General features: G+C 73.7%; 2 protein-coding genes and 1 pseudogene. All 3 read right to left on the reverse strand.

Annotated elements, in window-relative coordinates; genetic code table 11:
* Positions 1–25: 25 nt before the first annotated feature.
* Positions 26–9,763: a type I polyketide synthase gene (locus ABTZ59_RS21615; RefSeq protein WP_351408618.1), complete on the reverse strand. Its 9,738-nt coding sequence runs from the start codon at positions 9,761–9,763 to the stop codon at positions 26–28.
* Positions 9,764–9,807: 44 nt separating this feature from the next.
* On the reverse strand, positions 9,808–10,299 hold the full coding sequence (locus ABTZ59_RS37415) for an acyl carrier protein (protein ID WP_503003353.1): 492 nt from the start codon (positions 10,297–10,299) through the stop codon (positions 9,808–9,810).
* Positions 10,300–10,428: 129 nt separating this feature from the next.
* A pseudogene (locus ABTZ59_RS21620) lies at positions 10,429–13,983 on the reverse strand (type I polyketide synthase); the annotation flags it as partial.
* Positions 13,984–14,167 lie beyond the last annotated feature (184 nt).

The raw sequence follows: 14,167 nt of genomic DNA on the forward strand, positions 1-14,167 counted from the left end.
GGGGCCGGACGTCGCCTCGGGTGGGCTACATCTCGGTGGCGAGCCGCAGCAGGCTCTCGGCGTCCATGTCGTCGAGCGAGTCCTCGCCGTCGGGGGCCGGGGCGGTCGCCTCGGCGGCGTCGGCGGTGGCGAGTTCGAGCACCATGTCCAGAAGTCCCGCTTTACGGAGTCGGCTGATGGGAACGGAGGCGAGGGCCTCGCGGATCTCCGCGTCGGGATCGTCGGCGCGGTGCTCGTCGGGCCGTCCGGGGGCGGTGCCGAAGAGCAGCGAGCCGATGTGCTGGGCGAGGGCGGCCGGGGTCGGGTGGTCGAAGACCAGGGCCGCGGGCAGCGGCAGGCCCAGGGCCGTCCGCAGCCGGTTGCGCAGTTCGACCGCGGTGACGGAGTCGAAGCCGACGTCGCGGAAGGCGCGGGTGGCGGGGATGGCGTCGGCCGCGTCATGGCCGAGCGTCGCGGACGCCTCCGCGCGTACCGCTTCGAGCAGCGCGCGGTCGCGTTCGGCCGTGGGCAGGGTGTCGAGCCGCTGCCTGAGCGGCGGGACGGCGGGCCCACCCTCGCCTGCGGGCGGTTCGTCGAAGGCGGCGAGCGCCCTGCCCGCCTCCGGGATCCCGGAGAGCAGCGGGCTGGGCCGGGTCGCGGTGAAGCTGGGTGTGAACCGCTCCCAGTCCATCAGCGTCACGGTGAGCGCCGTGTCGTCGTCCTCCAGCATGCGCTGGAGCGCGGCGATGGCCAGCGGCGGTGCCATGGGCAGGACGCCCTGGCGGCGCAGCCGCTCGTGGACTTCGTCGACCGTGGCCATGCCGACCTCGGCCCAGGTGCCCCAGGCGACGGACGCGGCGGTCAGCCCCTCTGCCCTGCGGTGTTCCGCGAGGGCGTCGAGGAAGGCGTTGGCCGCCGCGTAGCCGGGCTGGCCGCCGCTGCCCCAGGTCGCCGCGCCCGAGGAGAACAGCACGAAGGCGTCCAGGTCGAGGCCGCGGGTCAATTCGTGCAGATGCAGGGCGGCGGTCAGCTTGGACCGCATCAGCGCGTCCAACTGGTCCAGCGTCAGTGACTCCACGGTGGCGTCGCCGTCGGCCACGCCCGCCGCGTGGAACACGGAGGCGAGCGGGAACTCCTCGGGGATGGCGGCCAGTACACCGGCCAGCGCGTCGCGGTCGGCGGCGTCGCAGGCGGCGATGGTGACGCGGGCGCCCAGGCCCTCCAGTTCGGCGCGCAGCGCCGCCGCGCCGGGCGCGTCCTCGCCGCGACGGCTGGTCAGCACCACGTGTCCGGCGCCGCGTTCGATCATCCAGCGGGCGACCCGGCCGCCGATGCCGCCGGTGCCGCCGGTGATCAGCGCCGTATCCCGGCCCCGCCAGCGGCGCTCGGGGTGGTCCGCGGTGGGCGCCGCGTGGGTCATACGGCGGCCGTAGACCCCGGACGGGCGGATCGCGATCTGGTCCTCGCCGTCCAGGCCCGCCAGGACGGCCGTCAGCCGGGCCGTGGCGCGCGCGTCCGGCGTCCCGGGAAGGTCGACGAGACCTCCCCAGCGGTCCGGGTGTTCCAGCGCGATCACGCGGCCGAGACCCCACAGGGCGCCCTGCACCGGCCGGGTGAGCCGGTCGTCCCGGCCCACCGACACGGCGCCGCGGGTGGCGCACCACAGCGGGGCGCGGAGCTCCGCGTCGCCCAGTGCCTGGACGAGGGTGAGCGTCTGGGCGAGTCCGGCGGGTACGGAGGGGTGGTCCGGGTGGCGCTCCTCGACGGGCGCGAGCAGGGACAGTACGCCGGTGAACTCCGTGCCGTCGGCGGTCAGTTCGGCGATCCGCTTGGCCCAGGCCGCCCGGTCGGTGCCGTCGGCGGTCGCGCCCTCCGCCTCGAACCGGACCGTGTCCGGGCCGAGCGCGGCCAGCGTGCCGGAGATCCAGGCGTCGTCGGCGCGGCCGGCCGGGACCACCGCGAGCCAGCGGCCGGCGGGTGCGGGGGTGCCCGGTTCGTTCAGCCGGGTCCAGTCGACGCGGTAGCGCCAGGCGTTGACGGTGGAGCGCTCACGTGACCTGGCCCGCCACGCGGACAGCGTGGGCAGGACGTCGCCGAGCGAGGAGCGCGCGCCGTTGGCGCCGACGCCGAGTTCGTCGGCCAGGGACTCCAGGTCCCCGCCCTCGACGAGATTCCAGAACGCCGTGTCCGCGTCCGTACCGCCGCCGCCCGCGCCGCCACTGCCGACGGCACCGGTCCCGGCGAGGGGCCCGGGCTCCGGCCAGTACCGGCGGCGCTGGAAGGCGTAGGTGGGCAGCTCGACCGGGGCGGCCCCGCCGGCGGGGAACGCCGCGCGCCAGTCCACCGCGGTGCCGTGCGTGTACGCCTCGGCGAGGGAGGCCAGGAAGCGCCTGAGGTCGCCCTCGTCCCGGCGCAGGGTGCCGAGCACCACCGCCGAGTCGGCGACGACCCCGGCCACCGACTCCTGGGTCTCCTGGATGGGGGCGGCCAGCACGGGGTGCGGGCTCATCTCGATGAAGACGCGGTGTCCGTCGGCCAGCAGCGCCCGGGTCGCCTCCTCCATCCGTACGGTCCTGCGCAGGTTGGTGTACCAGTACGCGCCGTCGAAGGCGGCGTCCGTCAGCCGGGCGCCGGTCACCGTCGAGTAGAACGGCACGCGCGGGGCCCCCGAGCGGACGGGTGCGAGCAGGCGGGAGAGTTCGTCGCGTACGGCCTCGACGTGCGGGCCGTGCGAGGCGTAGTCCACCGACACCTTGCGGGCGCGCACGCCCCGCTGTTCGCAGTCGGCGAGCAGTTCGTCGAGCGCCCCGGCGTCGCCGGAGACGACGACCGAGGAGGGGCCGTTGACGGCCGCGACCGAGAGCTGTTCGCCCCACGGCTCCAGCAGCGCGGTCACCCGCTCGACCGGTGCGGCCACCGACATCATGCCGCCGAGGCCGGAGAGCCGGGGCAGCACCTGGCTGCGCAGGGCCACGACGGCGGCGGCGTCCTCCAGGGTGAGCGCGCCCGCCACATGGGCGGCGGCGATCTCGCCCTGCGAGTGGCCGACGACCGCGGACGGCTCGACTCCGTACGAGCGCCACAGCGCGGTGAGGGCGACCATCATCGAGAACAGCGCGGGCTGGACGACGTCCACGCGTTCGAGCAGCGCGGGGTCTCCCTCGCCGCCCAGGACATCGTGCGGTGACCAGTCGATGTACGGGGCGAGCGCGTCGGCGCAGGCGTCCACGGCCTCCCGGAACACTTCGGAGCGCGCGAGCAGTTCGCGGCCCATGCCCCACCACTGCGAGCCCTGGCCGGGGAAGACGAACACGGGTCCCGTCGAGCCCTCGCCGACGGTGCCGTGGACGACGCCCGCCGAGCTCCGCGCGGTGGCCAGCGCTTCGAGGGAGTGCAGGAAGTCGCTCCGGCTCCGGCCGAGCAGTACCGCGCGGTGCGTGAGGGCGGAGCGGGTGGTCGCCAGCGACCAGCCCACCCTGGTGGGCGAGAGGGCGGGGTCGGCGTCGGCGAGGGCGAGCAGCCTGGCGGCCTGGTCGCGCAGCGCCTGCTCGGACTTGGCCGAGACCAGCCATGGCACGACGCGCCCGTCCTCGGTCTCGCCGGAGGCCGAAGCCCCGCCGGGCACCAAAGCCTTGCCGGAGACCGGAGCCCCGTCAGCCGTCGCGGTCTCGGTGTCCGCCCCGACCTCGGCCGGGGGCGCCTCTTCGAGCGCGGCCTCGGCCGGCGGCGCCTGTTCCAGGATCAGATGCGCGTTGGTGCCGCTGATCCCGAAGGACGACACGCCCGCGCGCCGCGGCCGGTCGGTGTCCGGCCACGCGGTCCGTCCTGTCAGCAGTTCCACCGCGCCGGAGGACCAGTCGACGTGGGACGACGGGATGTCGGCGTGCAGCGTCCCGGGGAGGACGCCCTCGCGCATGGCCATCACCATCTTGATGACGCCCGCGACTCCGGCGGCGGCCTGCGTGTGACCGATGTTGGACTTCAGCGAGCCGAGCCACAGCGGACGCTCCGGGTCCCGGTCCTGACCGTAGGTGGCCAGCAGCGCCTGCGCCTCGATCGGGTCACCGAGCTTCGTGCCCGTACCGTGCGCCTCCACCGCGTCCACCTCGGCGCCGGTCAGTCCGGCGTTGGCGAGTGCCTGGCGGATGACGCGCTGCTGGGAGGGGCCGTTGGGCGCGGTGAGCCCGTTGGACGCGCCGTCCTGGTTGATCGCCGAGCCGCGTACGACGGCGAGGACGCGGTGGCCGTTGCGCCGGGCGTCCGACAGCCGTTCCATCAGGACGACGCCGACGCCCTCCGCCAGCGTCATCCCGTCGGCGGCATCGGAGAACGGCTTGCAGCGGCCGTCGAGCGCGAGCGCCCGCTGCCTGCTGAAGCCCACGAAGGCGTGCGGGGTGGCCATCACCGCCGCGCCGCCGGCCAGCGCGAGGGAGCTCTCGCCGTCGCGCAGCGACTGGCAGGCCAGATGGATCGCGACGAGCGAGGACGAGCAGGCGGTGTCGACGGTGACGGCGGGGCCCTCGAAGCCGTACAGATAGGACACCCGGCCCGACAGCACACTGGCCGCCGTGCCGGTGACCATGTGTACTTCGGAGCCCTCGGCGCCGTTCTGCACGCGGGTGGAGTAGTCCTGGTAGCTGGCGCCGATGAAGGTGCCGGCGGCGCTGCCCCGCAGTGAGTCCAGATCGATCCCAGCGCGCTCGAAGGCTTCCCAGGAGGTCTCCAGCAGCAGGCGCTGCTGGGGGTCCATCGATACGGCTTCTCGCGGTGAGATGCCGAAGAAGCCGGGGTCGAACTCCGCGGCCTCGTGCAGGAAGCCGCCCCGGGTGGAGTAGGTCCTGCCCTGTCGGTCGGGGTCGGGATCGTAGAGCCCCTGGGCGTCCCAGCCGCGGTCGGCGGGGAACTCGGAGATGACGTCGGCGCCGTCCAGCGCGAGCCGGATCAGTTCCTCGGGGGAGCCGGCGCCGCCGGGGTAGCGGCAGCTCATGCCGATGATGGCGATGGGGTCGGAGTCGTCGTCGGTGGCGGCGGCGGTTCCGCCGGGCGCGGTGCGGGCCACCACGGCCCGCTCCTCGCCGCCCCCCAGGGCGGCGGACTTCAGGAAGCCCGCGAGCGCGACCGCGTTCGGGTAGTCGAAGACCATGGTCGACGGCAGGGTCAGCCCGGTGGCCGCGACGACGCGGTTGCGCAGATCCACGGCGGTGACCGAGTCGAAGCCGATGTCGCGGAAGGCGCGCCGCTCGGGGAAGGACTCGCCTGAGGCGTGGCCCAGGACGGCGGCGGCTTCCGCACGGACCAGGGTGAGGAGCAGTCGTTCCTGTTCGGGGCCCGGCAGTTCACGCAGCCGCGCCGCGAGATCGCCCGTCTCCGGCCGTCCGCCGCTCTGTTCCGCGGTGCCGGTGAGCTGACGCGCGACCTCGGGGACCTCGTCGAAGAGCCGGGTGGGACGGCCGGCGGTGAAGACCGGGTAGTACGTGTCCCAGTCGATGTCCATGAGCCCGATGACGGTCTCGTCGTCGTCCAGGACCGTGCCGAGACCGCTCAACGCGAGCCGCGGGTCGAGATATGCGAGGCCGCTGCGGCGGATGTGGTGCGGGTCGGCCAGCTCGCGTCCGATGTCGTCGGGCCACTTGCCCCAGTGCACCGAGGTGGTACGCAGGCCACGGGCGCGGCGGCTGACGGCCAGCGCGGAGAGATAGGCGTTGCCCGCGACATAGGCGGCGTGGTGGCCGCTCCCCCACATGCCGGCGGTGGACGAGTAGAGGATGAAGTCGTCGAGTTCTTCGCCGTCGAGCAGTTCGTCCAGGTGCTGGGCGCCGGTGACCTTGGCGTGCACGACCTCGGAGAAGGACTCCATCGTGGTCTCGGCCAGGGTGTGGAGTTCGATGACGGCGGCGGTGTGGATGACCGTGCGTACGGTACGGCCCTGGGCCTTGAGGTCCCCGAGGAGCGCGGCGACGGCTTCGCGGTCGGTCACATCGCAGACGACGGCGTCGGCTTCGGTGCCCGACGCGGCGAGTTCCGCGACCAGTTCGGCCGCGCCCGGGGCCTCGATGCCCCGGCGGCTGGCCAGTACCACATGCTCCGCGCCCCGGCCGGCGAGCCAGCGGGCGAGATCGGGGGCGAGGGTGCCCGAGCCGCCGGTGACCAGTGTCGTACCGCAGGGTGTCCAGGTACGGGAGCGGGGCCGGGACGGGTCCTGCCCGTCGGCTCCGGCGCGGACGATACGGCGGGTGAAGACACCCGAGGGGCGGATGGCGAGCTGGTCCTCGTCGCCCAGCGCGCCCGCGAGGGCGCAGATCACGCGCCCGGCCGTGCGCTGGTCGAGCGTCGGTGGCAGATCGATGACGCCGCCCCAGCGCCGGGGGTGTTCGAGCGCGGCGGTCCAGCCGACACCGGCGACCTGGGCCTGTACCGGGTGGGTGAGCGCGTCCGAGCGGCCGGTGGAGACCGCGCCCCGGGTGAGGAACCAGAGGGGTGCCTCGCTTCCGCCGTCGCCCAGGGCCTGGACCAGCGAGACGGTCAGCGCCAGTCCGAGAGCGAGGCCCGGGAAGCGCTCGCCGGGCTCCTCGGCGGCGGCGAGCGTCGAGACGATCCCGGTGAACTCGCCGATTCCGGTGAACTCGCCGATTTCGGCGAGCCGTTCGGCGAGGACCGCGCGGTCCACGCACGGCTCGTCCAGGACCAGCCGGGTCACCTCGGCGCCCGCGGCCCTCAGCAGGGCGACGGTCTCCGCGTCGTCGGTGCCCGCGGCGGAGACGACGAGCCAGCCGCCGGTCAGCGACCGCCGCGGGACCGTGCTCAGCGGCGTCCAGGTCACCCGGTAGCGCCAGGAGTCGACGGTGGAGCGGTCGTTGCGGGACCTGCGCCAGGAGGAGAGCGCGGGCAGGACGGCGGCCACGGAGTTCTCGTCCGTCCGCAGCGCGGTGGTGAGCGCGGGGAGATCTTCCCGCTCCACGGCCGACCAGAACTCGGCGTCCAGCGGGTCGATGGTGTCGGCCCGGTCGAGCACGGCGGGGATGTTCCAGAAACGCTCGTGCTGGAAGGCGTAGGTGGGCAGCTCGACCCGGCGGACATCGGTGCCGGCGAAGAGTGCGGCCCAGTCGACCTCGACCCCGCGTACGAACACCTCGGCGGCGGAGAGCAGGAAGCGCCCGAGCCCGCCCCGGTCACGCCGCAGCGTGCCGGTGGCGACGGCCGGTTCGCCGTGCGCCTCGGTCATGTCCTGGACCGACATGGTCAGTACGGGGTGCGAGCTGACCTCGATGAAGGCGCGGTGTCCGGTCGCCAGCAGATCGCCGACCGCTTCCGCGAACCGCACGGTCCCGCGCAGATTGCGGAACCAGTAGCCCGCGTCCAGCTGTTCGGTGTCCAGCCAGTCACCGGTCACCGTGGAGAAGAACGGGACGTCGCAGGCGCGCGGGGTGACCGGCGCCAGGACGGTGAGGAGTTCGTCACGCAGGTCCTCGACCTGCGCGGAGTGGGAGGCGTAGTCCACCGCGACCCGGCGGACCCGTACGTCCTTCGCCGTCAGCCGCGCCGACAGCTCGTCCAGCGCGCCGGGTTCCCCCGAGACGACGACCGAGTGCGGCCCGTTGACGGCGGCCACCGACACCCGGCCCGACCAGGACTCCAGCAGCCGCTCCACCTCGTCGACCGGCAGGGGGACGGACATCATTCCGCCATGGCCCGCCAAGGTGCGCCGGATCGCCTGGCTGCGCAGCGCGACGACCCGGGCGCCGTCCTCCAGCGAGAGCGCGCCGGCGACCACGGCCGCCGCGATCTCGCCCTGCGAGTGGCCCACGACCGCGGCGGGCTCCACGCCGTGGGAGCGCCAGAGGGCGGCGAGGGAGACCATCACGGCGAAGGACGCGGGCTGCACCACATCGACCCGCTCCAGCGACGGGGCGTCCGGCGCCCCGCGCAGCACGTCCTCAAGCGACCAGTCCACGAACTCGCCGAGGGCGGCGGCGCATTCGCCGACGCGCTGGGCGAAGACCGGTGACTCCGCCAGCAGTCGGGCGCCCATGCCGGCCCACTGCGACCCTTGTCCGGGGAAGACGAACACCGTCTTGCCCTCGACATCGGCCGTGCCCGAGACGAGATCCGTCCAGGACTCGCCGGTGCCCAGGGCCCGTGCTCCGGCGAGGAGTTCGGCGCGGTCCGCGCCGACCACGACCGCGCGGTTCTCGAAGACCGAGCGGGAGCAGAGGAGGGAGTGGGCGATGTCGGCGGGTCGCGGCGACGGGTCGGTCTCCAGCCGGGCCACGAGCGCGCTCGCCTGGTCGCGTACCGCCGCCTCACCGCGACCGGACACGATCCAGGGCACGGCGGGGCCCGCGAAGGGCGCCGGGGCGTTCGCGTCGCCTTCGGTGCGCCCTTCCGACTCCGACTCCGCCTTCGCCTCGGCCGGCGGCTGCTCCAGCAGGGCGTGGGCGTTGGTGCCGCTGATCCCGAACGAGGACACCGCGCACCGGCGTGGCCGTCCCGTCTCCGGCCACTGGACCGCCTCCGTCAGCAGCCGTACCGCGCCCGAGGACCAGTCGACATGGGACGAGGGGGTCCCCGCGTGGAGTGTTCTGGGCAGTACGCCGTTGCGCAGTGCCATCACCATCTTGATGACGCCCGCGACTCCGGCGGCGGCCTGTGTGTGACCGATGTTGGACTTGAGCGAGCCGAGCCACAGCGGACGCTCCGGGTCCCGGTCCTGACCGTAGGTGGCCAGCAGCGCCTGCGCCTCGATCGGGTCACCGAGCCTGGTGCCCGTACCGTGCGCCTCCACCGCGTCCACCTCGGCGCCGGTCAGTCCGGCCGTCGCCAGGGCCTGACGCACCACCCGCTCCTGGGAGGGGCCGTTGGGGGCGGTGAGCCCGTTGGACGCGCCGTCCTGATTGACCGCGGAAGCGCGCAGCACGGCCAGCACCTGGTGCCCGTTGCGCCGGGCGTCGCAGAGGCGTTCCGCGACGAGTACGCCGACCCCTTCGCCCCAGCCCGTACCGTCCGCGTCGTCGGAGAACGCCTTGCACCGTCCGTCGGGGGCCAGTCCGCCCTGTTTGCTGAACTCCACGAAGACGGAGGGTTCGGTGAGTACGGTGACGCCGCCGATGACGGCGAGCGACGACTCGCCGTTGCGCAGCGACTGCGCCGCCACATGCAGGGCGACCAACGAGGACGAGCAGGCGGTGTCGACGGTGATGGCGGGGCCTTCGAGCCCCAGGGTGTAGGCGAGCCGTCCCGAGAGGACACTGGCCGCCGTGCCGGTCAGCGCGTGTCCGTGGAGTTCACCGGCCGCGGCGGCCGAGGGCGCTCCCCAGTGGTAGGCGCCCACGAACACCCCGGCCCGGCTGCCGCGCAGCGCGGTCGGGGCGATCCCGGAGCGCTCCAGGGCCTCCCAGGTCACCTCCAGCAGCAGTCGCTGCTGAGGGTCCATGGCGATGGCCTCGCGCGGGGAGATTCCGAAGAAGTCCGCGTCGAATTCGGCCGCCTCGTAGAGAAAGCCGCCTTCGTGGGTGGCGCTGTTTCCCTCACCGGTGCCGGTGAGCCGGTCGAGATTCCAGCCCCGGTCGGCGGGAAATGCCGATATGGCGTCGCCGCCCGACTCGACGAGTTCCCAGAGTGCCTCCGGGGAACGTACGCCTCCGGGTAGCCGGCAGCTCATTCCGACGATGGCGATGGGCTCATTGTTCTTGAGTTCCAGTTCGCCGATGCGCTGTCGCGCGCGGCGGAGATCGGAAGTGACCCGCCTCAAGTAGTCGACGACTTTGTCCTGCTGATCTTCTGGCACCGGTCCGTCCTCATCATCGGGTCGCGAACGAAAGCAACAATTCCCTATGTGGTTTCGAACTCTTCATCGATGATGTCGAGCAGTCTGTCGACCGACACCGTCTCGATGTCCTCGCCCGGAGCGCGCGGCGCGGGGGGCGTGGATTGTCGAAGGGTGGAGATGATTTTCTCCAGGCGGTCGGCGATCACCTGGCGTTGCGAACCCTCCGACGACACCGCGTGGATGACGGTCTCGAATCTGGTGAGTTCGTCGTCCGCCGATCCCGTCGCCCGGTCGGCGGGCGCGGTGAGGACCGCCGCGAGATGGTCGGCGATCCGTACGGGCGTCGGGAAGTTGAAGACGAGCGTGCTGGGCAGCGCCCGGCCGGTCAGTGCGCCGAGCCGGTCGCAGAGCTCGACGCCCGCGAGCGAGTCGAAGCCCATCTCCTTGAAGGCGTGCCGGGCACCGATGGCGTCCGCGCCGCTGTGGCCGAGGACCGCGGCGGCCTCGGTCCGCACGAGATCGAGCAGATACCGCGTCCGCTTGGCCTCGGGCATCTTCTCCAACCGCTTGACCAGGGTGGGGACATCGCCGTCCCGTACGCCGGGCCTGGCGGCGGGCGGCCGGGTGGTGCGGGTGGCGAAGGACCGCGTACGGGCTCCGTTCCGGGGCACCGCCCGGGTGGGCAGCGACTCCTCGGCGGTCAGCGGGCGTACGCGCAGCGTCTCGACCGTGAGCACCGGGGCCCCGGAGAAGTCCGCCGCCATCAGCTCCAGCACAGCGCCGTCGCCGTCGTCGACACCGCCGTCGCCGCGCGGGGTGAGCCGGACACGCAGCGCGCGGGCCCCGAAGGCGTGCAGGGACACGCCACGCCAGCGGTCGGGCAGACTGCCCTCGGCCGTCATGGCGGCGTGCCGTGCGGCGTCCAGCAGGGCGGGGTGCAGTCCGTACGCCTCCGCGTCGGCCACCTCGGCGGGCAGGGCGACCTCGGCGAAGGTCTCGGCGCCGCGCCGCCACAGCGCCCGCAGGCCCTGGAACACCGGGCCGTAGTCGAAGCCGCGGTCGGCGAGGTGTTCGTAGTGGTCCGCCAGGTCCACCGGCTCGGCGCCCGCGGGTGGCCAGGCCCCCGTACCGAAACCGAGGTCGGCGGCGGTACGCGGCTCGCCGGGGACGGGGGTCAGGACGCCGGTCGCGTGCCGGGTCCATGGCGCGTGGACGGCGCCCTCCGGCCTGGAGTGGACGGTGACGGTGCGCCAGCCGATGCCGTCCGCCGTGCTCAGGCGTACCTGTACCCGTACGGCGCCGTGCTCGGGCAGGACGAGCGGTTCGGTGAGGGTCAGTTCCTCTATCCGGTCGCAGCCCGCCTCGTCACCGGCCCGGATCGCCAGCTCCAGCAGGGCGGTTCCCGGCAGCGTGATCCGTCCGGCGATCGCGTGCTGGGCCAGCCAGGGGTGGGTACGGGTGGAGAGCCGTCCGGTGAACACCAGGCCCTCGCCGCCCGCGAGTTCCAGGGTGACGCCGAGCAGGGGATGTCCGGTGGCGCCCGCGCCCTGGCCGGCCGCGTCGGCCGGTGGCGGGGCCGGCCAGAAACGCTCGCGCTGGAAGGCGTAGGTGGGCAGATCGACCCGGCGGGCGGGCGTGTCCGCGAAGAAGGCCCCCCAGTCGACCGGGACTCCGGCGGTGTGCAGCCGGCCCAGCGTGGCGACGAGGGCGGCTTCCTCCGTACGGTCCTCGCGCAGCGCGGGTACGACGGTCATGGGCCGGGCGGCCTCGCCGAGGCTGTCCTTGGCCATCGCGCAGAGCACGCTTCCGGGACCCAGCTCCAGCAGGACGTCCACGTTCTCCGCGCCCAGCGCCCTGACGCCGTCGGCGAAGCGCACGGGCTCGCGTACATGCCGCACCCAGTAGTCCGGCGTGCGCAGCCGCGCGTCGGCCGGCTCGCCGGTGAGGTTCGAGACGACCGGTACGGCCGGCTCGTGGAAGGTGAGTGTGTCCACGACGCGCCGGAAGTCCGTGAGCATCGGGTCCATCAGCGGCGAGTGGAAGGCGTGCGACACCGACAGCCGGTTCGTCCTGCGCCCGAGGGCGGTGACGTGTCCGGCGATCTCCAGGACCGCGCTCTCCTCGCCCGCGACGACGACGGACGCGGGCCCGTTGACGGCGGCGATGGCGACCCGGTCGGCGCGGCCCGCGAGCAGCGGCAGGATCTCGTCCTCGGCGGCCTGTACGGCGATCATGGCGCCGCCCGTGGGCAGCGCCTGCATCAGCGCGGCGCGCGCGGCGACCAGCCGGCAGGCGTCGGCCAGCGAGAACACCCCGGCCACATGGGCGGCGGTGATCTCGCCGATCGAGTGGCCGCCGACCACGGCGGGGCGCACGCCCAGGGACTCCACCAGCCGGAACAGCGCCGTCTCGATGGCGAACAGCGCGGGCTGGGTCCAGCAGGTGAGGTGCAGGGTCTCCGGGTCGTCGCCCCACATGACCGTGCGCAGCGGCCGGCCGAGATGTCCGTCCAGCTCGGTCAGCACCTCGTCGAGGGCGCGGGCGAAGACGGGGAAGCGCGCGTACAGTTCGCGCCCCATGCCCAGGCGCTGGCTGCCCTGACCGGGGAAGAGGATCGCGGTGGTGCCGTCGCCCGCCTCGCCGCGGGCGGCCTCCGTGACGCCCCGGCCGTCCGCGAGCAGCACGGCTCGGTGCCGCAGCGCGGCCCGGCCGGTCGCCAGGGAGTAGCCGATGTCGGCCGGCGCGACGCCGGGGGTGTCGGCCACGTACTGTGTGAGCCTGGCCAGTTGGTCCTTCAGCGCGGCTTCGGTCCTGCCCGAGACCGGCCAGGGCACCACGGCGGGCGCGGTGTCCGGGACGCAGGCGGCCTGGGCCGGTTCGTCCGCGTCCGGGGCCTCTTCGACGATCAGATGCGCGTTGGTACCGCTGATCCCGAACGACGACACGCCCGCGCGCCGGGGCCGGCCGGCCGCGGGCCACGGGACCGGCTCGGTCAGCAGCTCGATGGCGCCGTCCGCCCAGTCCACCTGAGAGGTCGGCTTGTTCACATGGAGGGTGCGCGGCATCAGTCCGTGCCGCATGGCCATCACCGTCTTGATGAGGCCCGCGACCCCGGCCGCGGCCTGGGCGTGCCCGATGTTCGACTTGAGGGAGCCGAGCCGCAGCGGACGTCCGGGGGCACGGTCGCGGCCGTAGGTGGCGAGCAGCGCCTGTGCCTCGATCGGGTCGCCCAGCCTCGTACCGGTGCCGTGTGCCTCGACCAGATCGACATCGGCTCCGGTGAGGCCCGCGTCGGCCAGCGCCCGGCGGATGACGTCCTCCTGTGCCCGGCCGCTCGGGGAGGTCAGTCCGTTGGACGCGCCGTCCTGGTTGGTGGCGCTGCCGCGGATGACGGCGAGTACGGGGTGCCCCTGGGCGCGGGCGTCGGAGAGGCGTTCCAGTACGACGATGCCGACGCCCTCGGCCCAGGCGGTGCCGTCCGCGTCGTCGGAGAACACCTTGCAGCGTCCGTCGGGGGCCAGCCCGCCCTGCCGTGAGTAGCCGACGAAGCCGACCGGGGTGGACATCACGGTGACGCCGCCGGCCAGCGCCATCGCGCACTCCCCCGCGCGCAGGGAGCGCGCCGCCCAGTGCAGGGCGACCAGCGAGGAGGAGGAAGCGGTGTCGACGGTGACCGCCGGCCCTTCGAGACCGAGGGTGTAGGCGAGCCGTCCTGACGCGACGCTCGGGGAGAGTCCGGTCATGGCGTGGCCCGCCAGGTCGTCCCCTGACCGCTGGGTGACGGTGGCGTAGTCCTGGCCGTTGGTGCCGACGAACACACCGGTGCGGCTGCCGCGCAGCGCGTGCGGGTCGATCCCGGCCCGTTCGACGGCCTCCCAGGAGGTTTCGAGCACCAGCCGCTGCTGCGGGTCCGTGGACACCGCCTCGCGGGGTGACATGCCGAAGAATCCGGCGTCGAAGTCGACCGCGTCGTACAGGAATCCGCCGTGGCGGGTCACACTGCGGCCCGGTCCCTCGCCGGCCAGCGCGTCCAGGTCCCAGCCGCGGTCCGCCGGGAAGCCGGAGATCGCGTCACGGCCCGTGCGGACCAGCTCCCACAGCTCCTCGGGGGAGCGCACGCCGCCAGGACAGCGGCATGCCATCCCGACGACCACTACCGGGTCTTCGTCGGCTCCGATCGTCATGACGTTGCACACCCCTAGGGAAAGTCGGGCCTCGGACACCTCTCCGTGCCGGATCGTATGGGCGTCAACGCTGTACTTTTCCCTAAGGAATTCAGCGGCCCCCGGCGGAAGACTAGGGATTCTCCGGAGCGTGGCGTGAGACCAAGTAACTGTTCCGCTTCCTCGCGCGGCGCGGCCACCCGGCGACCGGCCGTGTGGGTACCTGTGGCACCGAACGCTCCGGCTGCCACTTCCGAAG

The sequence above is a fragment of the Streptomyces sp. NPDC094034 genome, assembly GCF_040303865.1.
GTDB lineage: Bacteria > Actinomycetota > Actinomycetes > Streptomycetales > Streptomycetaceae > Streptomyces.

What these genes read in the sequence shown, in the direction of transcription:
- ABTZ59_RS37415 (WP_503003353.1), bottom strand. Translation starts at nt 10,299, where the DNA reads ATGCCCGAGGCCAAGCGGACGCGGTATCTGCTCGATCTCGTGCGGACC.